Annotated in this window: 23 protein-coding genes; 11 read left to right on the plus strand and 12 right to left on the minus strand. The window is 61.0% G+C overall.

The window, feature by feature from the left end; genetic code table 11:
- Window positions 1-42: 42 nt before the first annotated feature.
- Window positions 43-660, plus strand: coding sequence for a hypothetical protein (locus BSP239C_RS11805; RefSeq protein WP_257930182.1), 618 nt, complete (start codon window positions 43-45; stop codon window positions 658-660).
- A gap of 33 nt (window positions 661-693) precedes the next feature.
- Here the strand turns inward: BSP239C_RS11805 and BSP239C_RS11810 are convergent, their stop codons facing one another.
- Window positions 694-2,229, minus strand: a complete 1,536-nt coding sequence (locus tag BSP239C_RS11810; RefSeq protein WP_101573069.1) for a GMC family oxidoreductase — start codon at window positions 2,227-2,229, stop codon at window positions 694-696.
- Between the two features lie 48 nt (window positions 2,230-2,277).
- Window positions 2,278-4,044: an aldehyde dehydrogenase family protein gene (locus tag BSP239C_RS11815; protein ID WP_101573129.1), complete on the minus strand. Its 1,767-nt coding sequence runs from the start codon at window positions 4,042-4,044 to the stop codon at window positions 2,278-2,280.
- A gap of 174 nt (window positions 4,045-4,218) precedes the next feature.
- Here BSP239C_RS11815 and BSP239C_RS11820 point away from each other — a divergent pair, with 174 nt between their 5' ends.
- Window positions 4,219-5,370 (plus strand): CdaR family transcriptional regulator, encoded by a 1,152-nt coding sequence (locus BSP239C_RS11820; protein ID WP_101573071.1) that lies wholly within the window; start codon window positions 4,219-4,221, stop codon window positions 5,368-5,370.
- A 75-nt stretch (window positions 5,371-5,445) separates the two neighbouring features.
- Here the strand turns inward: BSP239C_RS11820 and deoC are convergent, their stop codons facing one another.
- From deoC to BSP239C_RS11855, 7 genes are all read right to left on the minus strand, one after another.
- Window positions 5,446-6,099, minus strand: coding sequence for a deoxyribose-phosphate aldolase (gene deoC, locus BSP239C_RS11825; protein ID WP_101573072.1), 654 nt, complete (start codon window positions 6,097-6,099; stop codon window positions 5,446-5,448).
- An 85-nt stretch (window positions 6,100-6,184) separates the two neighbouring features.
- Window positions 6,185-7,474 (minus strand): thymidine phosphorylase, encoded by a 1,290-nt coding sequence (locus BSP239C_RS11830; RefSeq protein ID WP_101573131.1) that lies wholly within the window; start codon window positions 7,472-7,474, stop codon window positions 6,185-6,187.
- 171 nt (window positions 7,475-7,645) lie between these two features.
- Window positions 7,646-8,140, minus strand: a complete 495-nt coding sequence (locus BSP239C_RS11835) for a cytidine deaminase (protein ID WP_101573074.1) — start codon at window positions 8,138-8,140, stop codon at window positions 7,646-7,648.
- A gap of 27 nt (window positions 8,141-8,167) precedes the next feature.
- A complete protein-coding gene (locus tag BSP239C_RS11840) occupies window positions 8,168-9,466 on the minus strand; it encodes an ABC transporter permease (RefSeq protein ID WP_101573076.1) in 1,299 nt (432 codons plus the stop codon).
- Window position 9,467: 1 nt separating this feature from the next.
- A complete protein-coding gene (locus BSP239C_RS11845) occupies window positions 9,468-10,700 on the minus strand; it encodes an ABC transporter permease (protein ID WP_101573078.1) in 1,233 nt (410 codons plus the stop codon).
- Window positions 10,697-12,295 carry an ABC transporter ATP-binding protein gene (locus BSP239C_RS11850; protein ID WP_101573081.1) on the minus strand — a complete coding sequence of 533 codons (1,599 nt, stop codon included), beginning with the start codon at window positions 12,293-12,295 and terminating at the stop codon, window positions 10,697-10,699. Before BSP239C_RS11850 ends, BSP239C_RS11845 begins: the two co-directional genes overlap by 4 nt.
- A 74-nt stretch (window positions 12,296-12,369) precedes the next feature.
- Window positions 12,370-13,437, minus strand: a complete 1,068-nt coding sequence (locus tag BSP239C_RS11855; RefSeq protein ID WP_257930183.1) for a BMP family protein — start codon at window positions 13,435-13,437, stop codon at window positions 12,370-12,372.
- Window positions 13,438-13,762: 325 nt separating this feature from the next.
- Between BSP239C_RS11855 and BSP239C_RS11860 the strand changes: the two genes are divergently transcribed.
- Both BSP239C_RS11860 and BSP239C_RS11865 read left to right on the plus strand, forming a co-directional pair.
- Window positions 13,763-15,622 carry an ABC-F family ATP-binding cassette domain-containing protein gene (locus BSP239C_RS11860; protein ID WP_101573085.1) on the plus strand — a complete coding sequence of 620 codons (1,860 nt, stop codon included), beginning with the start codon at window positions 13,763-13,765 and terminating at the stop codon, window positions 15,620-15,622.
- Window positions 15,623-15,667: 45 nt separating this feature from the next.
- On the plus strand, window positions 15,668-16,012 hold the full coding sequence (locus BSP239C_RS11865; RefSeq protein ID WP_101573087.1) for a TraR/DksA C4-type zinc finger protein: 345 nt from the start codon (window positions 15,668-15,670) through the stop codon (window positions 16,010-16,012).
- A 10-nt stretch (window positions 16,013-16,022) separates the two neighbouring features.
- On the opposite strand, the gene BSP239C_RS11870 is transcribed toward BSP239C_RS11865, so the two are convergent.
- Both BSP239C_RS11870 and BSP239C_RS11875 read right to left on the minus strand, forming a co-directional pair.
- The gene (locus BSP239C_RS11870) at window positions 16,023-16,691 is read right to left on the minus strand and encodes a response regulator transcription factor (RefSeq protein ID WP_101573089.1); all 669 of its coding nucleotides are present in this window, start codon (window positions 16,689-16,691) and stop codon (window positions 16,023-16,025) included.
- An 11-nt stretch (window positions 16,692-16,702) separates the two neighbouring features.
- Window positions 16,703-17,902, minus strand: a complete 1,200-nt coding sequence (locus BSP239C_RS11875) for a sensor histidine kinase (protein ID WP_180958996.1) — start codon at window positions 17,900-17,902, stop codon at window positions 16,703-16,705.
- Window positions 17,903-18,175: 273 nt separating this feature from the next.
- Here BSP239C_RS11875 and BSP239C_RS11880 point away from each other — a divergent pair, with 273 nt between their 5' ends.
- From BSP239C_RS11880 to BSP239C_RS11890, 3 genes are read left to right on the plus strand one after another with little or no spacing between them, the layout of a single operon-like run.
- Window positions 18,176-19,096: an ABC transporter ATP-binding protein gene (locus BSP239C_RS11880; RefSeq protein WP_101573133.1), complete on the plus strand. Its 921-nt coding sequence runs from the start codon at window positions 18,176-18,178 to the stop codon at window positions 19,094-19,096.
- Window positions 19,093-19,905: a hypothetical protein gene (locus BSP239C_RS11885; RefSeq protein ID WP_101573093.1), complete on the plus strand. Its 813-nt coding sequence runs from the start codon at window positions 19,093-19,095 to the stop codon at window positions 19,903-19,905. Before BSP239C_RS11880 ends, BSP239C_RS11885 begins: the two co-directional genes overlap by 4 nt.
- A gap of 35 nt (window positions 19,906-19,940) precedes the next feature.
- Window positions 19,941-20,288 (plus strand): hypothetical protein, encoded by a 348-nt coding sequence (locus BSP239C_RS11890; RefSeq protein WP_101573095.1) that lies wholly within the window; start codon window positions 19,941-19,943, stop codon window positions 20,286-20,288.
- A gap of 91 nt (window positions 20,289-20,379) precedes the next feature.
- Here the strand turns inward: BSP239C_RS11890 and BSP239C_RS11895 are convergent, their stop codons facing one another.
- Window positions 20,380-21,222, minus strand: a complete 843-nt coding sequence (locus BSP239C_RS11895; protein ID WP_101573097.1) for an isocitrate lyase/phosphoenolpyruvate mutase family protein — start codon at window positions 21,220-21,222, stop codon at window positions 20,380-20,382.
- A 423-nt stretch (window positions 21,223-21,645) separates the two neighbouring features.
- Between BSP239C_RS11895 and BSP239C_RS11900 the strand changes: the two genes are divergently transcribed.
- The 4 genes from BSP239C_RS11900 (at window position 21,646) to BSP239C_RS11915 (ending at window position 25,038) form a co-directional block, all read left to right on the plus strand.
- Window positions 21,646-22,044, plus strand: coding sequence for a hypothetical protein (locus BSP239C_RS11900; RefSeq protein WP_101573099.1), 399 nt, complete (start codon window positions 21,646-21,648; stop codon window positions 22,042-22,044).
- The gene (locus BSP239C_RS11905; protein ID WP_257930184.1) at window positions 22,032-23,012 is read left to right on the plus strand and encodes an ABC transporter ATP-binding protein; all 981 of its coding nucleotides are present in this window, start codon (window positions 22,032-22,034) and stop codon (window positions 23,010-23,012) included. The genes BSP239C_RS11900 and BSP239C_RS11905 overlap by 13 nt, the downstream gene beginning before the upstream one ends.
- Window positions 23,009-23,797 (plus strand): hypothetical protein, encoded by a 789-nt coding sequence (locus BSP239C_RS11910; protein ID WP_101573101.1) that lies wholly within the window; start codon window positions 23,009-23,011, stop codon window positions 23,795-23,797. Before BSP239C_RS11905 ends, BSP239C_RS11910 begins: the two co-directional genes overlap by 4 nt.
- A gap of 116 nt (window positions 23,798-23,913) precedes the next feature.
- Complete coding sequence (locus BSP239C_RS11915) at window positions 23,914-25,038, plus strand: sensor histidine kinase (RefSeq protein ID WP_101573103.1); 1,125 nt, start codon at window positions 23,914-23,916, stop codon at window positions 25,036-25,038.
- The last annotated feature ends 129 nt before the right edge of the window (window positions 25,039-25,167 follow it).

Consider the following 25,167-nt stretch of genomic DNA (forward strand, 5'->3'; position numbering starts at 1 on the left):
AGCTCGGAGTGGGCGGCTCCCTGAAGCGAACTGAAGATCTGGTTGACTTCGCCAGTCATATACCATCCGATCACCTCACAGCAGCAGGATCCTGACCAGGGTCTCCCGATCGTGATCCTCTCGAAGCCGGAAGAGGCTGGTGCCCTGGATGAGTCGTATGAGCTGGCCCGAGAGGTCGGTGCCGAACTCATCATCGCCAACGCCCCGGATGCCGACAGGTTCTCCGCAGCTATCTCGGATTCTGCACTCGCGGCCGACTACAGTCAGCTATCCGGCGACGAGGCGGGCCCGCTGCTGGGCGAGGACATCACGAGCAGGCAGACCGGAGCTCCGGACGGCAGTGTCTTTACGAACTCCATCGTGTCCTCGCGTGGTCTCGCCGCTGCCGCACGTGCTCACGACATCCGTGCCTTCAACCCTCTCACTGGTTTCAAATGGATCTCCCGCGTTCCCGGCCTGCCCTTCGGCTTTGAAGAAGCCTTGAGCTACTGCGTGGATCCGACCGTCGTCCGCGACAAGGACGGTAATTTCTCCACCGCACCCCCTGAGCTTCCGCCTCGAGGACGTCTCACTCATCGCCGAAGCGATGACCCGTCTGTGAGAGAATCCGCCGACCACGCTGACCGGTTCATCTGTCGTCGATCACCGGCGATCGCCTGACCGATTCGGACATCCCTCAGGTCGCTTCCCTGACTACCTCCGCAGCAGTTCGGCAGCCTTTTCACCGATGACGACCGTCGGCGCATGAGTATGGCCGCGAATGATCTCCGGCATCACGGACGCGTCAGCAACGCGAAGCCCACTGACCCCCCGAACCCGCAGCTGCGGGTCGACGACCGATGACGTGTCGGTGCCCATCCTGGCTGTCGAAGTCGGGTGATAGAGCGTATGCGAGGTACCCTCGAGTGCGGCGGAGAGCCGCTCTTCAGCAGGAAGGCGTTCAGCACCGAGCGGCGCTATGTAGCGGCCGCTGGTGACAGCGGAGATCGACGGGGAGGCGATGATGTCGCTGACTATGCCCAGAGCCCGCAGCATCGTCGCCCGATCAGCACCTTCGGGATCGGAGAGGTACCCCGCATCGATGATGACCTTGTCGCCAGGATCGGCTGAAGCCAAGGTGATGCTGCCTCGGCTCTGTGGCTGCAGAAGAACCGGGCCGAGAGAAACTCCGTGGCTAGGGATCCCATTGAGCCCCTCCTGCACGTATGCGACCGGTGCGAAGATCACTTCGATGTCCGGAAGGGCCAGAGACTCTTTCGAACGTACGAATCCATATGCCTCAGCAACGTTCGATGTCAGCATCCCCTTACGCCGAACGAGGTAGTTGAGGACACTGCGGAGCTTTGTCGCGTCCTTGAGAGTACCGCTTTCAACCTCGAGGCAGAACAGACTCGAGAGATGATCTCGCATGTTCTTCCCCACCTCGGGAGCATCAACGAGGACCGGAATTCCGTGTGAATTCAGCTGTGCGGGGTCCCCGATACCGGAGAGCATAAGCAGCTGGGGGGTATTGACAGCACCAGCGCTGAGGACGACTTCGCGCCTGGCCTTCGTTTCGAAGCGCGCTCCATCGACCACATAGGAGACTCCAGTGGCGCTGTGCCCGTCAAAGAGCACCTTCTCAACCAATGCCTCGGTGCGCACCGTAAGGTTCGCCCGTCCCTTGGCTGGCTTCAAGTATGCCTGTGAAGTGTTGTGGCGAGCCCCTCTGAGCTGGGTCACCTGAGCCTGTGTGAAGCCTTCGGGCCGCGCAGAATTCGCTTCCTCGATTCGATAACCTGCCTCGGCCGCGGCGTTGAGGAAGGTTCGAGTCAGAGGTCGAGGGGCAATTTGAGCGGTGACGCTGATATCGGTGGCTTCGAAGGTCGGTGCCAATGCTTCCCACCCCCACGCAGGTCCGGCCAATGCGGCCCAGTTCTCATAATCAGCAGCGTACCCTGGCACCCACATCATTGCGTTGAGCGAAGAAGAACCGCCGAGTACTTTTCCACGCGGCCAGTACACAGTGCGGCCGTCCAGACCTGGTTGCGGAGTTGTCTCGTAGTTCCAATCGACAGAAGACTTGAACAGCTGGGAGAACGCGGCCGGGATCGAGATTTTGGAGTCCGTGTCCGCTGGGCCGGCTTCAAGCAGCAGCACCGAGACATCGGGGTCTTCGGACAGGCGCGAGGCGATGACGGCTCCGGACGAACCGGCGCCGACGACGATGTAATCAAATTGATCAGTCATAGGTGATGCTCCTTTGTGCACAGTGCACGATGACGGTCTGGAAAGTGTTCAGGCTTGGAATGCGTGGAAGAATATGCTGGGCAGCTTTGCCCAGCTGGGGCTGGCGGCGAATTCAGTCAGAGCCCGGCCAGTGCGGGCTGCGCTGCGTGCTGTGACGAACCACGGTGGTTTGGGAAACAGTGAGAACTCCCCACCGAGGACTGACCGGGGGAAGGGGCGGAACGGCCCGGAGACAACGGTCCGCTCGGTCTGCGGGATGAGCAGCATGTTGTGCACGACGCCGATCCCGCTCTGCACGTCTTTCAGCGAGTGCCCGGGGAAGGCGCCCCACGTGGCCTTGGGAGTGAGGAAAGCCAGGCCGGTCCACACATTGATTCCGATCGACCCGTAGCGCAGCCGTTCGATCTCGGCGTCGAATCGTGATCCCAACGCTTTGTGTGTGCCGGGGGCGATGATGACGTTCGCCCCCAGGGTGCCAGCGAGCCTGTCGTTGGCATAGTCAACAGCCGAACGGAGGAAAGCTGCGCTGTTTTCGCTCCGATGCTCGGCAGTGCTGTTTCCGGCAGAGATGATTTTGATGCCGAGAACCGCAGCGAAGTATTCGGTGGTTTCCACATCGGCAGGCTGATCAGAATCGATTGTGACCAGAAGTCGCTGCCCGTGGGAAAAGGACTCGACGTTCTCATGATCAGCCGCCGCCTGGTGCAGTCTGTTCTGGCTGCCTGCGTACCACGGAGTTCGCGAGTCGATGCGCTCCAGCGCATCTTTGAGCGCATGAAGGAACTCGTCACGTTGGCTCCAGTGCGCGTCGATGATGATTGTCTGAGCGGCGATGCAATTGTGGCCGGCATTGTGCAACCGCATAGTGGCGATGTTCTCCGCCTGGAATCTCAGGTCCGCTTTCGACCATGCGCCGGGCACAACGATGATAGGAGAGACTCCGCCGAGTTCGCTGGTGATGGGTTTGCCAAGGACCGGCGCATCGGAATGGTCGCTGCCGTGTTCGCCCCAGACGATTCGGTCATGGGTGGTGATGCTGCCGGTGATATGCACATGAGAGATGTCGGGATGTTCGCTCAGGTACTGACCGACCTCGGCGCCGCCTTGGACGATCCTCAGAAGATCGGCGTCGATAAGAGGGCCCAGCGCTTCCCGGTACACCGACAGGAGCGGCGCCAAGGAGGGGTTGATCTTGAGGAGACTGGCTCGATTGTGAGCGATGAGTTCCGTCAGCACATCCAAGGGCCCGATCGAGGTAATGTTGCCAGCTCCGAGGACGAGGCTGATCCCACCGGCCCTGCCGAGTTGCCTGGCTCCCAGCCCGGCGCCCGTACGCACTTCCTCGGCAGTGACACCAGGTAGGGTCCACACCCTCGCGGAGAAACCGTGGAACAGGACCGACTCGAGAAGATCGGCTGGCAGCACCTTCCAGGTCAGTCTGCCTCCGGCTGTCTTCGCCGGTTCGATCCCGTCCACCGGAGAGCTGCCAGCTGCCAACCGTCGCAGGCTCGCAGCGGCGGAAGAGAATCCAGCCAGAGCAGCGTACGGGCCGGACATCCATTCCTCACCGACCAGCTGAGACTCGGGGTCCACCCCTTTGATATCCGCAGCCGTACGAGTCCACCGAGTCACATTCCGGGCGATCGACTCATGTGTGCGTTCGAGCAGGCGTGAGCGTTGGGCCAACGACATGTCCGCCCAGGCCCGCACTCCTGAACCCAATGAGGTGATCGCGTCGTCCAGACGAACGGTATCCAAGGGATAGGCGGGCGCGCCGAGCCTCGCATGCGGCTGCGCAATATTGCCGGTAGTCATGTTCTCTGCTCCTCGTTGAGCCAGTTCGCTCGCAGGTTCCATCCTGCTCTGGCCGCTTCATTGCCTTCAGTGATGCCAGCATATCCACGACCGGTCGTCTTCCCCTATGGGCGGCGACCTAGACCTTGAGCGAAACCATTGTGCCTGCGCACAAGCAACAGTCACCCTGGCTTGATGAACCTCAACGGTGAGCAGAGCGGCTCCAGTCCAGCATCAGTCGGCACTCACCCTGCCTCGAGGCTGGATATCGACTGCCTTGCTCGCCTGATCGCCGATGACATCATCACCGGAGACCAAGCTTACGCAGAGAAGCACATCCCGATCGAGATTCTGGTCGACCTCATCACACCGAACATCCATTCCCTCCTCAACTATTTGGAAGGTGGGACTCTCGATCTCGGTCCTGCCTACAACACGGGACGGGTCAAGGCCGAACACGGGATGGAGCTGTCGGGTGTCCTCCATGCCTATCGCTTGGCCGGTTTGAGGTTGTGGCGGGAGCTGGCGATGACCCCGGATAGCGAGTACAGCGGCAAGGACGTGTTCCCTCTGGGCGCCGAATTGTGGACGGCTCTCGACGATCTCTCCACAGCTGCGGCCGAAGCTCACCGAGAGGCCACCGGGGCGCGTGAGCGCTGGGCCGAACAGTCTCGCATCGCCGCCGTCATCGACTTGCTCTCATCGACCGTGACATCCGAACGCCGAAATACCGCAGCCCACCTGCTGCAACTTGACGATCACTCGCGCTTCTTCGTCATGCTGACCGATGCACAGGCTTCGGGCATCGAGGTCCTGGGCGCGTGCACACATTGGGCTGAGATCGATGGTGGCCGAGTGTGTCTTTTGGCTCTACGCGACAGAACGGAGTTTCTCTCCACGACCAGTGGCGCCAGAGCAGGATTCAGCGAGGAATTCCATTGCCTCGATGATGCGGCCGAGGCCGCGCGTCAAGCTCGCATCGCGCTGAAGTGCCTGAATGATCGGGCCGAAGGCATTTATCACTTCGGACAATCTCCGACGGATACCCTCATCTGCTCCCAACCATCACAAGCCCGACAGTTGGTCAGACGAACCTTTGCCGAGTTGCGCACCCAGCCACAACCGAATCGTGACATGCTCCTCGACACGTTCGAAGCGTGGGTCGAAAGTGGCGGCTCGCTCTCCAGAGCCAGCGAGGCTCTTTACTGCCACCGCAATACCGTGAACTATCGGCTGCGCAAATTCGAGACCTTGGCTTCTCGGTCGATTTCCGACCCTGCAGATCTGACAGCGCTGACCACCGCCTTGCGAACCATCCGCCTTTTGGATTGGCCAGAGTCTGCCTGAGGCTGCCCGGGACGCCAAGATCTGCCTGAGACCGTGTCCCGCAATTGGACGTAGCCTCACGCGTCGTATCTGAGCTCAGTCGCTCAGCTCCGCGAGGATTCCAGCCGATCCCGACAGCCCCAGACGAGACGCTCCTGCGGTAATCATCTCTTCTGCAGCTTCCACGGTGCGAATTCCGCCTGAGGCCTTGACACCGAGGCGATCGCCCACGGCTTCGCGCATGAGCGAGACGGCATGTGCGCTGGCTCCGCCTGCGGGGTGGAAACCGGTCGAGGTCTTGACGAAACCTGCATCTGCAGCCTCGGCGCGGCGGCAGGCTTCGACGATCTGTTCATCGTTCAAAGCTGCGGTCTCGAGGATGACCTTGACCAGGGCGTTGCCGCTGGCCGCGACGACGCCACGAATGTCAGCCTCGACTGCGTCGAAGTCACCGGCAATGACCTGACCGACGTTGATGACCATGTCGACTTCGTTCGCACCGTCGGAGACTGCACGGGCAGCCTCGGCGGCCTTGATCTCTGGCTTGACCTGTCCGCTGGGGAAACCGACGACCGTGGCGACGACGAGATCGCCGGAATCGGAGACGGGAAGCATCGACGGGGATACGCAGATCGCGAGCACACCAAGGTCCTTCGCCTCTGACACGAGTGCTTCCACATCTGCAGGCGTGGCTTCGGGCTTGAGCAGCGTGTGGTCGATGATCGCTGCGACTTCGGCTCTGCTGGTCATGTGGTTGTCCTCCAAGGTGAATGGTGCGGTGTGATTCGTACTGCGTGAGTTGGTACTGCGGTGATGCAATGCGCGTGACGGCGACTCAGGTGATCGTCTCAAGCACGATCGACGCGGAGACCGCGCTGAGGTCGCCTCCGATCTCGACGGCATCCTCGAGAGATTCGATCGCTCGGGCGAAGCGTTCTGGAGTCGCCGTGTGCAGGGTCATCAGCGGTTGGCCTTCGGCAACGGTGTCGCCAGGCTTGGCGTGGAGTTCGATGCCGGCCACGTCCTGGACCGGGTCCTCCTTGCGTGTTCGTCCGGCACCCAGGCGCCAGGAGGCGACTCCCACGGACAATGCATCGAGCCGACTGAGGACGCCGGACGCAGGCGCCGTGATGACTTCGGTGTGCTCGGCGACGGGCAGAGCGGCGTCGGGGTCACCGTTCTGGGCCCGGATCATCTTCTTCCACACGTCCATGGCCCGGCCGTCACCCAAGGCGGCACGCACATCGACGTCGGTCTTCCCTGCCAGACGCAGCATCTCCTCGGCCAGGGCGACGGTGAGATCCACGACGTCGGAGGGGCCGCCGCCGGCGAGGACCTCGACAGACTCGCGGACCTCGAGGGCGTTGCCGACTGTGAGCCCCAGCGGGGTGGACATGTCGGTCAGCAGCGCCGAGGTCCTGACCCCGGCCGCCTTGCCCAGGTCGACCATGGTCCGAGCCAACTTCTGGGCCTTGGCCAGGTCCTTCATGAATGCGCCGGATCCGACCTTGACGTCGAGGACAAGTCCTTCGGTGCCTTCCGCGATCTTCTTCGACATGATCGATGAGGCGATGAGCGGAATGCAGTCGACCGTCGAGGTGGTGTCCCGCAGTGCGTAGAGCTTCTTATCCGCCGGCGCCAAACCGGACCCGGCAGCGCAGATGACGGCACCGAGGTCCTCAAGCTGGTCGAGGATCGCCTCGTTGCTCAGGCCAGCCTGCCAGCCCGGAATGGACTCGAGCTTGTCCAGGGTCCCCCCGGTGTGGCCCAAACCGCGACCCGAGAGCTGTGGGACGGCGACGTCGAAGACCGCGACCAGCGGGGCCAGAGGCAGGGTGATCTTGTCCCCGACTCCCCCTGTCGAGTGCTTATCCGAGGTCGGGCGGGACAGGGATGAGAAGTCCATCCGCTCGCCCGAGGCAATCATCGCCTGCGTCCAGTCCGCGATCTCACCAGGTTCCATGTCATTGATGAAGATCGCCATGGCCAGTGCGGCCATCTGCTCATCGGCGACGACACCGCGGGTATAGGCATCGATCACCCAGTCGATCTGCTCTCTGCTCAGGGTACGGCCATCGCGTTTGGCGGCGATGACGTCGACGGCATCGAATGCCTCTACGCTCACAGTGTCAGTCCTTCGTTCTTCGAGTGTGGCCGACGACCCGGCCACTGGGGTGACCGATGTGGCGGCCACTGGGGTGACCGATGTGGCGGCCACTGGGGTGACCGTTCTGGTGGTCACCATTGATCGCCGAGGTGGCGCTGGGATCGCGGGGCCACCTCGGCGATATCGGGGTCAGTGCTTGGCGGAGCCTGCGCCCGGCGCATCACCGCTCAGATGATCTGGTCCGAAGGCATCGGGCAGCACAACTGACATAGGAGCCCTGCCGCTGGGCATGTTGAGCATCATCTCGGTGCCGCCGTGTTCGAACAGGAGCTGCCGGCAGCGTCCGCACGGGGCCAGGGTCGCTCCCGCACCATCGACGCAGTCGAATGCCACGATCCGGCCTCCGCCGGACATGAACAGATCGGAGACGAGTGAGCATTCTGCACACAGCGTCACCCCGAACGAGGCATTCTCAATATTGGCGCCGCTGACGATTCGACCGTCATCGACCAGTGCGGCCGCGCCCACGGGATAGGACGAATACGGAACGTATGCGCAGCGCATCGCTCTCATCGCCTCATCTCGCAGCAGCGACCAGGTGTCCTCGCTCAGGTCGTCGACCGAAACGGGGGTGGGTTCCACGCTCCACACGTGTTCAGAGGCTTCGACATCTGTGGAAGTCATAGGGGATACCTCTCTCTTAGGGTTGGACTATTTCACGTACGGCACGCCTTCGGCCGCCGGTGGGCGAACCCGGCCGACGAAACCGGCGACGGCGAGAACCGTGACGATGTAGGGAAGCATGAGCAGCAGCTCGTTGGCCACCGGAGTTCCGATGGACTGCAGAGTGTTGCCCAAGCTCTTGGAGAAGCCGAACAGCAGGGCAGCAAGCAGGGCACCCTTCGGGTTCCACTTGCCCAGGATCATCGCCGCAAGGGCGATGTATCCCTGTCCGGCCGACATCTCTTTGCCGAATGCCAGGCCCGATCCGACGGTGAAGAAGGCACCGCCGAGGCCTGCGATGGCACCGGCCATGAGGGTATTGCGCACGCGGGTGAAGTTGACCTTGATGCCCACTGTGTCGGCTGCCTTCGGGTGTTCGCCCACGGCCCGCATCCGCAGCCCCCACTTTGAGCGGAACACGAAGATCTGGAGGGCGATGACGACGACGTACATGATGTAGACGAGGATGTTCTGGTCGAAGAGCACCCGTCCCAGGATGGGGATGTCCGAGAGCAGCGGGATCGGCAGGTTAGGCAGCTGCTGCCGGGAGTTCCACAGGCCCGGGTTCTGTGTGAGGACCGTCGAGTAGAGGAAGCTGGTGACTCCGACGACCAGGACGTTGAGCACGACGCCGATGATGATCTGGTTGACCCAGTACTTCACCGCGAAGAAGGTGAGAACCACAGCCACCAGCGCGCCGGCGATCGGGGCTGCCAGGAGACCCGCATAGGGGTTCTTGACCACTGAGGCGACGACTGCGGCAAGGAAGGCACCGGCCAGCAGCTGACCTTCGATGGCGATGTTGATGATGCCGGAGCGTTCGCCGACGAGCCCGCACATGGCGCCGAAGATCAGCGGCACGGACAGTGCCAGGGCGCCAGCCAGCAGCGTGGTCAGGGGGATCACGCCGCCGCTGCCGCCGCCTGCCCAGGCAAGGAAGGACACGACGAAGAGGATGCCGAAGACCATCGGGAACCATCCGGCCAGGGTGATCCGCTTCAGGGCGAGGTAGATCGAGGCTGCGGCCATGACCACGAGGATGAGCGAAAGGACCAGTCCGGCTACGGTCGAGGACACGACGACATCCGGAATGGCGAAGAGGTCTCCGCCGGTCGCGATCCGGAATGTCGTCTCTCCGTCACGGCCGATGAGGCCGAAGAAGATGAGCGAGACGAGGGCCAGGATCGAGTAGGTGATCGGGAACTTCCACGCGATCGGGGTCAGTGCCTTGAATTGTGCCGAGGACTTCGCTGCCGGTGTCGCAGCGGCGGTGTTCTGAGCGCTCATGTCAGGCCTCCTTCCGCTTGAGCACCGGTGTGGGCAACCGGAAGATCGACCTCACGAGTGGTGGGGCCGCGATGAGCAGGACGATGACGGACTGCACGACGAGAACGATGTCGATCGGCGTCCCGGTCTGGGACTGCATGAGGTAGCCGCCGGCCTTGAATGCGCCGAACAGGAGACCTGCCAGGAACGTCCCCAAGGGTTTGGACCGTCCCAGCAGGGCCACGGTGATGGCGTCGAAGCCGATCGACCCGCTGATTCCGCCGGTGAGTTTGAATTCCGTGCCGAGTACCTGAGCCGCTCCGCCGAGTCCGGCGAGTGCGCCGGCAACGATCATCACGAGGATCGTCACCTTCGACACGGAGATACCTGCGGTTCGCGCCGCGTGCGGGTTGGCACCGACAGCCTTGAACTCGAAGCCGATGGTGGACCGTTCGAGCAGCCACCACACGAAGATCGTTGCCAGGATGGCGATGATGAAGCCGAAGTGCAGACGGAAGGGTGGCGGCAGCAGCAGGAACATCTGCGACGAATCGTCAAGCGTCCGCGACTGCGGGTTCGCCGAATCGGTGTGGGTGAACCAACTCTGCTTGAGCAGGTAGCCCAACAGGTAGCCGGCGATGGAGTTGAGCATGATCGTCACGATCACCTCGTTGGCTCCGGTGCGTGCCTTGAGCACACCCGCGATGCCGGCCCAGATCGCACCGCCGATCATGCCGCCGATGGCTGCGATGAGCATATGCACGACGGGTGGCAGGTGGAGGGCATAGCCGAGGTAACCGGCGATGGTGGCACCGAGGATGACCTGGCCCTGACCGCCGATGTTGAACAGTCCCGAGCGGAAGGCCAGGGCGATGCCCAGGCCGGTGAGGATGAGCGGGGTGCCGCTGACCAGGGATTCGGTCAGGGGCCTGATGGCGCGCTCGGTGGTGCGGGCATCCCAGTCGAAGATCGCACCGCGAAACAGTGCGGAGTAGGCGTCGCCGACGGTGGAGAACAGGGTTGAGAAGAAGACCCCGGGGGCTGCGAAGATGTTCATCGCCGCTTCGACGACTTCGGCGTTGGACACGGCGATGAGGACACCACCGACGAGAAGGGCGACGACGATGGCCAGCACCGAAACCAACCAGGAACCGGATAGGATTTCTTGCAGCAGATTCGGTTCTTTGTCCGGCTGGGCTTCGGCGCTCGGAGGCGGGGTCGCCGACGGTGCCGCCGGGGAGATATCGGTTGTCATTTCGTCTCCTCCGCCGAGGTGGTGGCGCAGTTGTCATCGGATGCCGCGGTGGCGGCGTCGCTCTTCTCAGGTGCCGCGGTGGCGGCGAGAGCTTCATCGGCAGGGACGCCTGCCATCATCAGGCCCAGGGCTTCACGCGAGGTGTCGGCACCGACGATGCCGACGATGCGGCCCGAGTACATGACCGCGATCCGATCGGCGAGTCCGTAGACCTCGTCGAGTTCCGTCGAGACGATGAGGCAGGGTGTGCCGGCATCGCGTTCGGCGATGACACGTTTGTGAACGAATTCGATCGAGCCGACGTCGAGGCCGCGGGTGGGCTGGCTGGCGATGAAGAGGCGCAGGTCGCGGCCGAGCTCACGGGAGAGGACGACCTTCTGCTGGTTGCCTCCCGACAGAGTCGCAATCGGGTCGACGACGCTGCCGAGGCGGATGTCGAACTCCTCGACCTTCTTCTTCGCCTCGTCGTTGATGACAGCGGACTTGAGATTGAGGCCCTTGGCATACGGAGGACGGTCGTAGACGTCGAGGATCATGTTCTCGCGGATCGTGAACTCGGCGATGATGCCGTCGGTGGACCGATCTTCAGGAACGAACCCGATGCCGGAACCCAGACGGTCCTTGACGGACTTGCCGACGAGGTCCTTCCCATCGAGAGTGATCGAACCCAACCTGGGGTCGGTCAACCCGATGATCGTTTCGGCCAACTCCGTCTGACCATTGCCCTGGACGCCGGCGACGGCGAGGATCTCACCACGGCGGACGTCGAAGCTGACATCGTCGACGACGACGTTCTCGGCCTTGTCGACGACGGTCAGGCCGCGGACCTGGAAGGTGGCGTCACCGGGATCGGCGTCATCCTTCTCCGTCGTCAGGGATACGTGACGGCCGACCATCTGGCTGGCCAGCTCCGCCTCGGTGGAATCAGGGGAGGCCTCACCGACGATCTTGCCGCGGCGGATGACGGTGATGGAGTCCGCGATCGCCCGGACCTCACGCAGTTTGTGGGTGATGAACACGATCGAGGTGCCCTGCTCCTTGAGCTGGCGCATGATCGAGATGAGCTCGTCGGTCTCCTGCGGGGTGAGCACCGCGGTGGGCTCATCGAGGATGAGGATCTTCGCGTTGCGCGACAGTGCCTTGATGATCTCCACGCGCTGCTGGGCACCGACCGGGAGGTCCTCGATGAGGGCGTCGGGGTCGATGTTGAAGTTGAAGCGGGCAGAGATCTCCCTGACCTTCTTCCGTGCCTCGGCGAGGTCGATGAGTCCCATGGACTTCGTCGGCTCATAGCCCAACGCCACCGACTCGGCGACGGTGAACACGGGCACAAGCATGAAGTGCTGATGGACCATGCCGATCCCGGCAGCCACAGCATCACCAGGACCGGCGAAGGTCACAGGCTTGTCGTCGAGGAGGATCTCTCCCCCGTCGGCGTCGTAGAGTCCATAGAGGACGTTCATCATGGTGGATTTTCCGGCGCCGTTCTCACCCAACAGGGCGTGGACTTCGCCCGGTTCGATGGTGAGATCGATGTGGTCGTTGGCCACGAACGATCCGAACACCTTAGTCATCCCGCGAAGCTCGAGTTTCACTGCTTCCGGTACTCCTCACAAATTCGAAAACTGCAGGGCCGAAAGGACTCGGCCCTGCAGTTTAACCTATTCGCCTATTTGGGCGTGCTCTCAGATTCCACGGTCAGCGATCCGTCGATGATCTGCTTCTTGAGCTCTTCGACCTTCTTCTTCACGTCCTCAGGAACTTTGTCATCGAAGTCGTGGAAAGGAGCCAGTCCAACGCCTTCGTTCTCCAGCGTGCCGACATAGGGCTCGGAGCTGAACTTGCCGTCCTTGTCCTCGGCTATGGTGTCCTCGACCGCATTGGCGATCTGCTTGACTACCGAGGTGAGGATGATGTCACCGTATTCTGTTGACTTGTAGCCGTCGGAGTCGACCCAGATGATCTTCACGTCTTTGGCGTCTTTTGCAGCAGAAGCTGCGCCGAGGCCGACAGGACCCGCCACAGGCATGATGATATCCGCCCCTTGGGAGATGAGCTGCTTGGTCAGCTCCTGTCCTTGGCTCTGATTGTCGAAGTCACCGGAGAACGATCCGTCCTGCTTCTCCTTGTTCCAGCCGAGGAGCTTGACGTTCTTCTTGTTCTCTTCGTTGAATTTCTTGACACCGTCAGCGAATCCGTCCATGAAGATGGTCACCGAGGGGATCTGGATGCCGCCGAAGGTGCCGACCTTGCCGGACTCGGACGTAGCCGCAGCCACATAGCCAGCGAGGTAAGCGGCCTCAGCGGTGTTGAATACGAGGGGTTTGGCATTGTCCAGCGTCACCGGCTTGCCGTCTGCATCGGAGAAGGTTGAGTCGATAAGAGCGAAGTTGAGGTCAGTGTTGGCTTCAGCTGCTTCTTGGATATTGTCTTCCAATTTGAAACCAACGCCGATTGTCATGTTGCAACCCTGCTGAACCATCGTGTCAACATTCGGCTGATAGTCGGCGTCAGATGTCGATTCGACTTCGCTGGTCTGAATCCCCAGGTTGTCTTTCGCAGCGTCCAACCCATCTTTGCTCGATTGGTTGAACGATTGGTCGTCCCAGCCTCCGGCATCCGAAACCAAACAGCCGAGGTAATCATCCGCGCTATCCGACCCTTCGCCGGATCCGCAGGCGGAGAGAACGAGGGCAGATGCGGCGACAATCGACACCGCAGATACGAGCTTCTTCACGTTTACTCTTTTCTCAAGTTGCTCACGTCCAGCACTGGCGTCGATCGGGCGCAGAGTCCTCCGCCGAAATTGTGAAACCACTGGATGATCACTCATATTTCAATGAATTTTCCGTCAGTCTAATTCACCTCAGACCCAGAACAGGGTCCGCTAGCATCCGAATCGTCGACACCGATATGAAAACGCAACATAACTTCATGTTGACGTCAGCCCACCCCGACACTCGACCGCGGCGGACACCAGCTTCTGCTCCGGTCCCCGGCTGCCCGCTCGTTACCCGCGCATGCTGGTCCCAGGACCCTTGTGCACTAAACTGGAAGGCGATATGGCACATCTTCTCGGGGCTGAAGCCCTGCACCTCGAATACCCCACCCGCATCGTCTTCGACTCCGTCACGCTCGGCGTCGACGCCGGAGACATGATCGGCATCGTCGGCCGCAACGGCGACGGCAAGTCCAGCCTGCTGGGCATGCTCGCCGGCACCATCGAACCCGATTCCGGCCGCGTGACCTACCGCGGCGGAATGCGCCTGGGCATGCTCAGCCAACGTGACACCATGGACTCCGACGCGACCGTCGGCTATTCCGTCGTCGGCGACATGGACGACCACGAATGGGCCCGCGACGCCAAAGCCCGCGACATCATCTCCGGTCTCATCGCCGACCTGGATTGGAACGCCACAGTCGGCAGCCTCTCCGGAGGCCAGCGCCGACGAGTGGCTCTTGCGGCACTGCTCATCGGAGACTGGGACCTGCTAATCCTCGACGAGCCCACCAACCACCTCGACGTCGACGGCATCTCGTGGCTGGCCAAGCACATCAAGAACCGCTGGTCGAAGAACTCCGGTGCTCTGCTGCTGGTGACTCACGACCGGTGGTTTCTCGACGAGGTCTGCAACAAGACGTGGGAAGTCCACGACCAGATCGTCGAACCCTTCGAAGGCGGATACGCCGCCTATGTTCTCCAACGCGTCGAACGCGACCGAATCGCTGCCGCAACCGAACAGAAGCGCCAGAACCTCATGCGCAAGGAACTGGCATGGCTGCGCCGGGGTGCTCCCGCCCGGACTTCGAAGCCGAAGTTCCGAATCGAGGCGGCAAACCAGCTCATCGCCGATGTCCCGGAGGTGCGCAACCCGATCGAACTGAAGAAGATGGCGACAGCCCGACTCGGCAAGGACGTCGTCGACCTCCTCGATGTGTCACTGAGCTTCGGGGAACAGCAGATCCTCGACAATGTCACCTGGCGCATCGGTCCCGGCGAGCGCACCGGAATCCTCGGCCCCAACGGTGCCGGCAAGTCGACCCTGCTCAGCCTCATCTCCGGTGAGCTCGAACCGGATGAAGGCAGAGTCAAACGCGGGAAGACTGTGAAGGTCGGAGTCCTCGACCAGCAGTTCAAGGAGCTCGACGCCATCGCCGGACAGAAGGTCCGCGAGGTTCTGTCGGAGTCGAAGACGAGCTTCAACATCGAAGGCAAGGACTACACTCCGGCACAGCTGCTGGAGCGCCTCGGCTTCGCCAAAGAGCACCTCTCGGCCCGCGTCAAGGAACTCTCCGGAGGGCAGAAGCGCCGCCTGCAGCTGTTGCTGCTGCTCATGTCCGAGCCCAATGTCATCATCCTCGATGAGCCGACCAACGACGTCGACTCCGATATGTTGGCGGCGATGGAGGACCTTCTGGACTCCTGGCCGGCCACCCTCATCGTGGTCTCTCACGATAGGTACCTGCTCGAACGCGTCACCGATCAGCAGTACGCGATCCTCGATCATGGTCTGCGGCACGTGCCCGGAGGCGTCGACGAGTATCTTCAGCTGCGCGCCGAGAGTGCGAAGTCCGGTAAGTCAGGGAAGTCTGGTAACTCTGCGAAGTCTGGCGCGGCTGGGAAATCCGGCGGGAATTCGTCGAACTCCGGCTCTGGCAACGCCGCCTCGTCAGCCGACACCGGGGCAGAAGCGCTCTCCGGGTCCGAGGCGCGGGCAGCGAAGAAAGAGGTCTCCTCGATCGAACGCCGCATGGAGAAGCTGAGCAAGCGAATTGCTCGGGCCCATGACGAGATGGCCGACCACGACCAGACCGACTTCGAGGGCCTACAGAAACTCACCGCATCTCTGCAGGAGCTCAAGGACGAAATGACCGGGCTGGAAGAGCGCTGGCTCGAAGCCTCCGAGGCTCTGGACGCCTGATCGTCAACGAAGAAGTCTGCTGATCGTCAACGAGGAGGTTCTCTGATGGTCGACACCGACCGAATGCGTGCACTGCTAGACGCCGAAGAGTCCGACACCAGAAGACTCATCGCCTCACTGTCGTCGGACATCAAGGATCTCTCCGCTGCCCGCGAGGGTGACAACAGCGACGATGAGCACGACCCGGAGGGTGCGACGCTTGCCTTCGAACGGTCACAGGCAGACACTCTGCTGCGGCAGTCGAAGGAACGTCTGACCGACATCGCCGAGGCGGTGGCCAGGCTTGAGGACGGCACCTTCGGAATCTGCGTCAGCTGCGGGAAGCCCATTCCCGACGTGCGTCTCGAGGTCCGTCCGTACGCTCAGACCTGCGTCGCCTGCGCAAGCTGAGCGAATCGGTTCATTCCGATTGACGCCTGACACTGTGGTAGTGGGCGAGCAATGCGAGTTGAGTTCGATTAACACAGTCGAATTTCGACATCAGGCGTGAGACATGGCCTTTGATCGTTGCTTCGCTGAGATAGAGATAGGCGCCGATCTCAGCGTTGCTGCACCCGTCTGCCACTTGTGCCAGCACCTCCTTCTCACGGTCGGTGAGATCACCGTCATCGGGCTGTGGCGTCGTTGGCCGCTCTGGCTGGAGCTGTGATTGAACGAGTCTTTCCAGGCTTTCCGGTGAGAGCACAGCACCACCGGCAGCGATGACACGAATTGTCTGCACGAGTTGATCGGTCGGGGTGGTTTTGAGGAGGTAGCCGGAAGCTCCGGCGCGGAGCGCAGCGAGAACCTGAGCGTCACTGTTGAACGTGGTCATAACGAGCACTCGTGGCGGTGTCGGCATTCTGACGATCTCGGCAGTGGCGGCGACTCCGTCCACCCCGGGCATCCGGAGGTCCATGAGCACAACATCCGGGGTCAGACGCAACGTCTCTTCGACTGCCGCCGCACCGTCCATCGCTTCCCCGACTACGTCGATGTCCTGGGCAGGAGCCACGAGCTGGTTGAGGAAGGCACGGACCATGGGGTCATCGTCGACGATGATCAGCCTTGTTCGTGGGTCGTTCGACATCTGATCATTATTCACTGGCTGGCGCCTTCCCTGGAAACCGGTTGCTGCGGAAACTGTGCCGACAAGACAAATTCACCGGTTTCGTCGCAGTCGGCGTGGAATCTCCCGCCCAGCAATTCCACGCGGCGGGCAAGCGCGGACAGGCCGTTTCCCGACCCCGTCGTTGCAAGGCTGCTGCCGGTTGCCACCTCATTGCGCATCTCGAACCGAACAGAATCGTGTCCCACCACCAACGTGACGAATGCCCGAGTACCGGGTGCGTGCTTGTGCAGATTGGTCAGCCCCTCCTGAGTCAACCGTACAAGCGTTCGCGCGACGACTTCGGTAACGGTGGTCGAGTGAGCATCGGTCGCCAGCTCAATGCTTGGAGCCACATGCCGACTCTTTTCGACAAGCTCTCGGATCGCCTCAGTGGGAATCTCGACCTGTTTCGAAGGAGTGTCGCGCTGTTCTCCGGAACCATCAGAAGTTGCCGGTGTCTGCCTCAGAACACCAACGAACTCTCTCAGCTCTTCGAGGGCACTGCGTCCGGTGTCGCCCATTGTCGCGGCAATGCCGCGGAGGTCGGTGTCAGGAGCCGTCGCTGCGATGACATTCGCCTGCATGACCAACAGCGTGACATGGTGCGTGACCGTATCGTGGAGCTCCTCAGCGAGCTTCTCACGTTCGGCCCGTCTGATTTTCTCGTCTGCCAGCTCTCGTTCCTGCCGCGCTCTGTGCAATTGATCATGCTGAGCCCGCCTGAGAGGCAGCACAAGACTGACGCATGCTCCGGCGAGTATGGGCGCCGAGGCGGCGAGTACGGTGATGATCACGGGAGCGCCGTCGATTGTCATACTCACGGACGCACTGATGACCCAGCAGGTCAGCCCGGCAGCTCCGGTGACGAACTGTGCTGGTCGGGACGCAAATCTGACGAGGTTGGCGCTGACAATGGCTGTGGACACCGGCATCCACAGCAGAGCTCCCTGTGAATACAGCTCTCGCCACTCCGGCCCAAGTGCGAGCAGGAGTGTTCCGACGATGAAAGGGACCGTTCCAGCAGCTGCCGGTAGTCGGTCGCTGAAACCGATCAGAACCGCGCCCAGCATCTGCAGCACGAATCCCGCCACGAGGGCGTCAGTGTTCCCGCCCGGCAGCACCAGTGTCCCAAACAGCGTGTCGGCTACTGCCAGAACAGACAGTATCCCGAAGGGAATCCGCTCTTTCATACATCCCCCAAACCAGCAGATGGAATGCTCTGCCCGATAGTTCCCCATCAAACCACGGTTGGGCATCTGAGACATCACTTCGGCGAGGAACACCGAGGCGATGCGACGAATGATGGCGCTGCTCCCCTACCAAAGTAGGTTCTCCCGGCCGACGTCCTACTTTCGACTTCGGCAAATCCAACCGTAAAGCGCTGGTGTCAGCCGTTCGCACGCGATTTGATGGATGACGAACCCACGAAACATGTCCTCACACCGAGCTGGATCGGAGACAGTATGTCCATTGAAGTTGCCGCCCTGGTAAAGACATACGGGGAGGTTCGGGCAGTCGACAACCTGACTTTCACGGCGCCTTCCGGAAAGGTCACGGGCTTCCTCGGTCCCAACGGTGCCGGAAAATCCACCACCATGCGAATGATCATCGGCCTGGATCATCCGACATCCGGCTGCGCGACTATAGGCGGACGTCCGTTTTCTGATTTCACCAATCCGGTGCGTGAAGTGGGTGTCCTTCTTGATGCTGCGAGCGCGCCCTCGCGTATGAGCGCCCGGACTCACCTTCGCTGGATCGCCCAGGCGGCGCGGATTCCACGAGACCGGGCCGATGAAGTCATGGAGTTGGTGGGACTGGGTTCCGCAGCGAGCAGACGTATCGGTTCATTTTCTCTGGGCATGCGACAGAGGCTGGGGATAGCCGTGGCCATCCTCGGAGACCCGGGGACCATTCTGCTTGACGAACCGGTCAACGGTTTGGACCCGGAAGGGATTCGCTGGGTACGCGATCTGATGCGGAGCATGGCAGACGAAGGACGAACTGTGCTCATCTCGAGCCATCTGATGTCGGAGACGCAGCAGGTAGCTGATCGTGTGGTCGTCATCGCGCGGGGACGTCTCCTCAGGGACATGCCTACCAAAGAACTGATGAGCAACGTGCCAGGCGATGACACACGTGTTCGCTGCAACGATCCGGGCGCGCTGAGTCGAGCGCTCGAACGTCACGGTGCTCGTGTCAGACGAGAGGACTCAGCAGCAGTGGATCTCTTCGTTCGCGGTGTCACACCCGAGACGATCGGCGAAATCGCACTGCAGAGCCACGTCGTCATCCACCTTCTCACGCCGGTCGCAGCTGACCTGGAGGACGTCTTCATGCAGTTGACGTCAGCAGAGAACCTGCAGACAGGAAGGACTGCCGAATGATTGCGACTGCGCTCAATGTCCATGCAGACGCTCCGCCACGGATCACTGCGACCATAAGATCCGAATGGACGAAGCTGTGGGCCGTTCCCTCCACTCCCGTCCTCATCGTCATCACAGGCGTTCTCACGATGGGGTTCACGGCGCTGATCACGGTATTCGGTGGCGACGCTGCAATCGCTGCCCCACATGGCGAAAGCCAGTATCAGACGATCTTCTATGGAAGCGCCTTGGGGGTGTTCGCCTACGCGTTCCTGACGGCCGGATTCATGGGGTCTGTGTACCGAAGCGGGATGATCGCCTACACCTTGACCGCGACAAGCAGCCGGACGAAAGTGCTGCTGTCCAAGCTGATCATCGTAGCCGTACTGGGCTACGCGGCCGGACTGATGATCTCACTGGGCAATCTGGCCGTCACACAAGGCGGCCTGACGGCAGCAGGGCTTCCTCTGCTGGATCCGATGGCACCATCACTTGTCCGAGCCATAGTGGTGTTCACTGGAGCGGGGATGATGGTGCAGGGGCTTTTGGCCTGCATGCTGGCTGTTCTCTTCCGCAACGCCACGGCCGCAGTCATCTCCCTCGTGCTCGTGAACACACTGCCAGTCGTGGCAGCACAGTTCTTGGGAGAGTCCTATGCCATGAGCATTCCACGCCTGCTGCCGGGATCCCTTCTAGAGAGCCTCGCCGGCCTCTCTGTCCCTGGATCGGCCGGCTATCTGCCCTGGGGATGGGCAATGATCGGCCTCATCACCTGGCTGTCCGCCATTTTCAGCGTCTCACTCATCGTCATGCGCAAGCGCGACGCTTAAGGGACCCAAGGCACTGCTACTCGGGAAAGGAAGATATGAGTCTCAAACTGACAAGCGCACACTTCACCACCATCGGAGAACCGGAAGATGTTCTGCACACCGTCAGGAACGCACTTCAATCAGTCGGATATTCGTGGAAGGCAACCGGTTCGGTCTCGGCGACCGCCAGCAAAGCCGATGCTTCCAGCGCTGGAGAGCAGCCCCGCGGATCGGCGAAAACTCAGATCGAAATCGTTCTTGACGGGCCGATTCTCAGAACCAGACGCATCTCTCGAGGCAACCACAAAGGATTTGTCGGTGTGGTCCAAGTCCAGCAGGACCACCGTCGTGCGGCCAAAGCCGTAGAAAGGGCACTGTTGGAGGCTGGGCTTCTCAGCGACTGATCTTGGCACCTCCGCACCTGCCTTGCCTGCATCGTCCATACCGCTGTCTCGGCGCTTCCTTTCTGCTCTCAGCGGCCGTTGCCATCGTCGGCTATCTCCGTGTGGAAGCCTGCCGGGAATGACTCGCGCTCATGTGCTCATTGAGCACACCGTAGTCGAGCGCGCTGCTCAGTGCGGAATAGCTGCCGCATGAGACAAGCTCTGCTGTGGAGTCCTTCACGACCGCATATGCGGCCTGAGCGACACTGGAGCCAAGACTGATTCTCGCCGCACCGCATTCCCCCAACTCTCTGACGCTGAGGCTTCCCGGGCCGGCCATGACATTGACTGGGGCAGTGATTCCAGCTGTAAGAGCGGATACAGTCTCTGCAGACACAGCACCAGGAACGAAAATCCCGTCCGCGCCGGCGTCAAGGTAGCGCTCTGCGCGAGCGATCGCTTCCGAGATCTGCTCGGGCTCTGTCCCGAGTCCCGTCAGAAGAACATCTGTTCGCGCATTGATGAACAGCTTCGTCCCAGCGGCGTCGGCGGCCTTTCGTGCAGAATCGATCCGCGCAGCAAGGGCGTCGGGTGTCCGGAATCCGTCTTCGATGTTGACACCGACGACCCCGGCATCGAGTAGCGCCTTCACCGTCTCACCGACATCGTGTCGAGCCTCGGCATATCCACCTTCTATATCCGCGCTCACGGGTACTCGAACTGCCTCGGCAATGGCGAAGACAGCAGACAGTGCCGCAGATCGGTCAAGCTGGTTTCCATCCGGGACACCCGCAGACCAGGATATGCCGGCGCTTGTCGTCGCTATAGCCTGGATGCCTGCTGCTTCGGCGAGCAAGGCCGATCCGACATCCCATACATTGCTGAGGAGGAGAGGGTGCTCTCCGTGATGCAGAGCGTGGAAATGGTTCGTCTTCTCTGAGTGATTCGGTTTCATGCCTTCAGTCAAACAAGACTCGATGCTCATGTCTGGCGGATTTCGGACGTCACCGTTCCTCTCGGGGCCTATGCGGTGCCAACGCTTCGCAACTCTAGGAGGTCAGTCTCGACGAGCCCTGACTCGAGGGATTCGGCGACCCTAAATACGGACTTCGAGAGTCCCCGAAGAGTCCAGCGCAGTCCCGTGCGCACGACCATCGGGCCCACAGCCAGACGAAACCGATAAGCCGCGCCCGTTCGGCCCATCGCCACGTCATGACCGCGAACGTCCAGGCGCAGGATCGACGTTCCGACTCTGCCCAGTTCTCGCCGTTGGGCATTCGAGAAGACCGAAAGTCAGTCGAAAATACATACTTCGGTCGCAAACTTCGAAGCCTGAGGACGATTCGGAAGAGCCAATGACATTCTTAGGCTCGATGTCATGAACACATCAGTCATCAAATCCACCGAATACATCGCGGCTCTCCGCACTGAACTCATTGGTGCAGGGCCGGCAAAGCGTGCAGTCGCGCTGCTCAACCAGCGGACCCTCTTCCCCCATCGCGGGAAGGCGACCTTGACTTCAGGTCAATTGGAGCTGGCAGGCTGGGATGACAGAGGCGCAATCGCGATCAGCCCAACCTCGGTTCGTCGAGTCACCCGACAGTTCGACAGTCATTACGGTGCCTTCGTCGGCGGTGCCTCAGCCAAATGGGGAGCTCCCATCATCATCGAGCTCAAAGACGGGACCGCACTCTACGTTCTGTTCGACCATCGCGCGTTCCTCGAAAAGACGGACAACCCAGCGTGGGAGGACGCACTGCTGGGGTGGCTGTCGTGATTGAAGCCCACCATCTCACCAAGCGCTATGGCACGGCGACTGTGGTCGATGACCTCTCGTTCACGGTTCGGAGTGGGTCCATCACCGGGTTTCTCGGACCGAACGGTGCCGGAAAGTCGACCACTATGCGATTGATCTTAGGACTCGACCGTCCCAGTGAGGGCGTCGCCCTCATCGACGGCGAACGATTCCACAGTCTCCCTACGCCTGCTCGAACTGTCGGTGTCATGCTTGAGTCGGGTAGTCGGCAACCTCGTCTTTCCGCCCGCGCTCATCTGTCCTGGCAAGCCAAAGCAGCACGTCTCCCATCGTCACGAGTCGACGAGGTGCTCGAACTGACCGGACTCGCCGAGGCAGCGCGGAAGGAACTTCGCGATCTTTCACTGGGAATGCGCCAACGCCTCGGGATCGCGTCGGCGCTCCTGGGCGACCCCACACATCTGATTATGGATGAGCCGATCAATGGACTCGACCCTCAAGGCGTGCTGTGGGCCCGGTCGCTGTTCCAAGAGCTGGCAGCACAGGGGCGCACGGTGTTCATCTCCAGCCATCTTCTGTCCGAGATGGAAGCAGTCGCTGATCGAATCATCGTCATCGGCCAGGGGCGTTTGATCGTTGACTCCACGATGGACGATCTTCAGCATCAGGCTCGATCCAGTCACACCATCGCTGTATCTCCACAAGCTCTCGAACTCACACAAATTCTTGAGAAGGACGGTGCAAGGGTGGACGTGGCCGCAGACGACGAGAACAGAAGAACCCTGAATATCCAAAATCGTACGGCATCTCAGGTCGGAGAGATTGCCGCGAAGAACGGTCTCTCTCTTCATCGACTTGTCCAAGAGAAGTCAACGTTGGAACAGGCATTCATGCATCTGACGGCGGGAGCCCTCGAATATCAAGGCACAGGCCACAAGCCGCCGAGAGCACCCGTTGCCTCGACTGATAAGGATGGAGGCATCAAATGACCAGTTCTATCGAAGACAAGAAGAGGGGACTCCGCCCCCGATTGCTCGACTGCCTGACGAGCGAAATGGTCAAGGCTCTGAGCACCAAGTCGACGAGTGTCACTCTCGCGATCTCAATCGGAGTCTCCTTGTCCGTCACCGCGCTCATCAGTGTGTTCAATGACGGCAGCGCAGATCCGCTGTCGCTCAGCTTGATCGGCCCTTTCCTCGGGACATGGCCTTTGGTCGTCCTGGCTGTCAGCATCGTGGCAACAGAGTATTCGACCGACATGATCCAGCAGTCCCTTGCCGTGACGCCCCGACGCGGTCGACTCATCGCTTCGAAATTATTCCTTGTGACAGGTATCAGCCTGTTGGGAGGTCTGATTCTCGCTTTCCTGTGCCTTGCGTTGAGTCAGCTGATCCTCGCGGGGAGCGATAAGCCGAGCATAGGATTGGGTGATATTGAGACATTTCGAGCTGTCACCGTGACCGGTGCATTCGCCGTTGTCTACCCGTTGATCGCTGCGTGCCTCGCCTTCGTCACACGCAATGCAGCGGGTGCCGTCCTGCTCACTCTGTTGATCGCGTTTTTCCCAATGGTGATGGCCGAACTCGGGTCATCATGGTGGGCCGAGACCGCGGTGCGGTTCGCACCAGGTAGCCCCATGGAAAGTCTCACTGGCCAAGCACAGCCAGGAACCGTTGGATATATGGAGACCGGGCCAGCCGCACTGATCACAATTGCATGGCTCGTGGTGTTCGCCATTGCGGCATTCATCAGTCACATACGCCAAGACTCCTGAGCAGGGCCCCCTCTCCCCATGGAAGCGGATACAGGTCGCAATTCCGGGTGGCACACGGCAAGCTGGTATGACCGGCGCGGAGATCCGCGTCGGAAATTCCTACGTAGGGTCGACAAATGAGAGACATCATCGTCGTTGATTCTCATCGAGTCTCACACGAACGCTGGTTCGATGCCGGTGCGATGGCGGTTGCCGCCGTTATGGTCGCCGTGTGGGTGATCGACTCCAAACCCGAGCCGAGTTATGCTGGACCGTTCTTCTACATCGTGAGCTATACGATCGGACTCCTCAGCATCATTGCTCAGGCGTGGCGCCGCAAGTATTCCTGCATTCTGGCGGGCACTCTCATTGTCGGTTCAATCTTTCTGCCGGTGCTGTCCGGGCCCAGCCTTGTCGCTCTGTTCTCTGTTGCACGCCATCGGCCGTTGAAACCTACTATGTGGGTGACTGTGCTTGCCTTGGTCAGTGCTCCATTGCAGATTCTCGTGGGATCACCGCTCGCAGACAATGATTTCTGGAGAGGAGCCATACCGCTTCACCTAGGATGTCTTCTCGTCGTCGGGTGGGGCATGGCGATGCGCTCCCGCAGAGAGGTAGTACGCTCGCTCCAGGAACGTGCGGAAGGCTTGGCTCGGGAGCGAGATCTCGTGGCTGATTGGGCCCGACGTGTTGAGCGGGAGGAGATCGCCCGCGATATGCATGACTCGCTGGCTCACCGTCTGTCCCTCATCAGCATGAGTGCCGGGGCTTTGCATTATCGACAAGAGGAGATCCCCTCCGACTTGGCAGACCTTGCAGCGACGTTGCAGAAGAATTCCACCAGTGCCCTGGCAGAGCTGCGGTCTGTCGTAGGTGGAATTCGTTTAGGAAGAGCCGACGAATGCGCTTCTGCTATAGATCCTGGACAATTCAGCGTCGCGGATCTCATCGCGGATTCGCGCGCATCAGGGCAAGACGTCAAAGCTGAAATCTCGCTGGCTCCAGACCTTCCCCCGAGCATTGCACGCATCTCCTACCGAACGGTTCAGGAGCTTCTGACCAATGCACGCAAACACAGTCCCGATCATTCCGTCACCCTCGCCATGACGGGAAACCCTGAGTCAGGGCTTTCGATTCTGTCGACGAATGGACTGGAGAGCGGGACTGATGGGAACCCATTGGGAGGATTCGGTCTGCTGGGAATGGCAGAGCGCGTCAAAGTTCATGGCGGTCGGCTGTCCGGAAGTTGTCAAGGTGAATGAGGCCAAAGGGAGTTAGGCGGCTTGCTGATCGACGACTGATTCTTCGGGTTTGTTGATCCAGGCGGTCTCAGGCAGGTCGAGTGCCTTTGGGACCTTGCCAGAGCCGAACCGTTCAGGGTGGGCAGCCCG

The organism is Brevibacterium sp. 239c, from assembly GCF_900169365.1.
Lineage (GTDB): Bacteria > Actinomycetota > Actinomycetes > Actinomycetales > Brevibacteriaceae > Brevibacterium.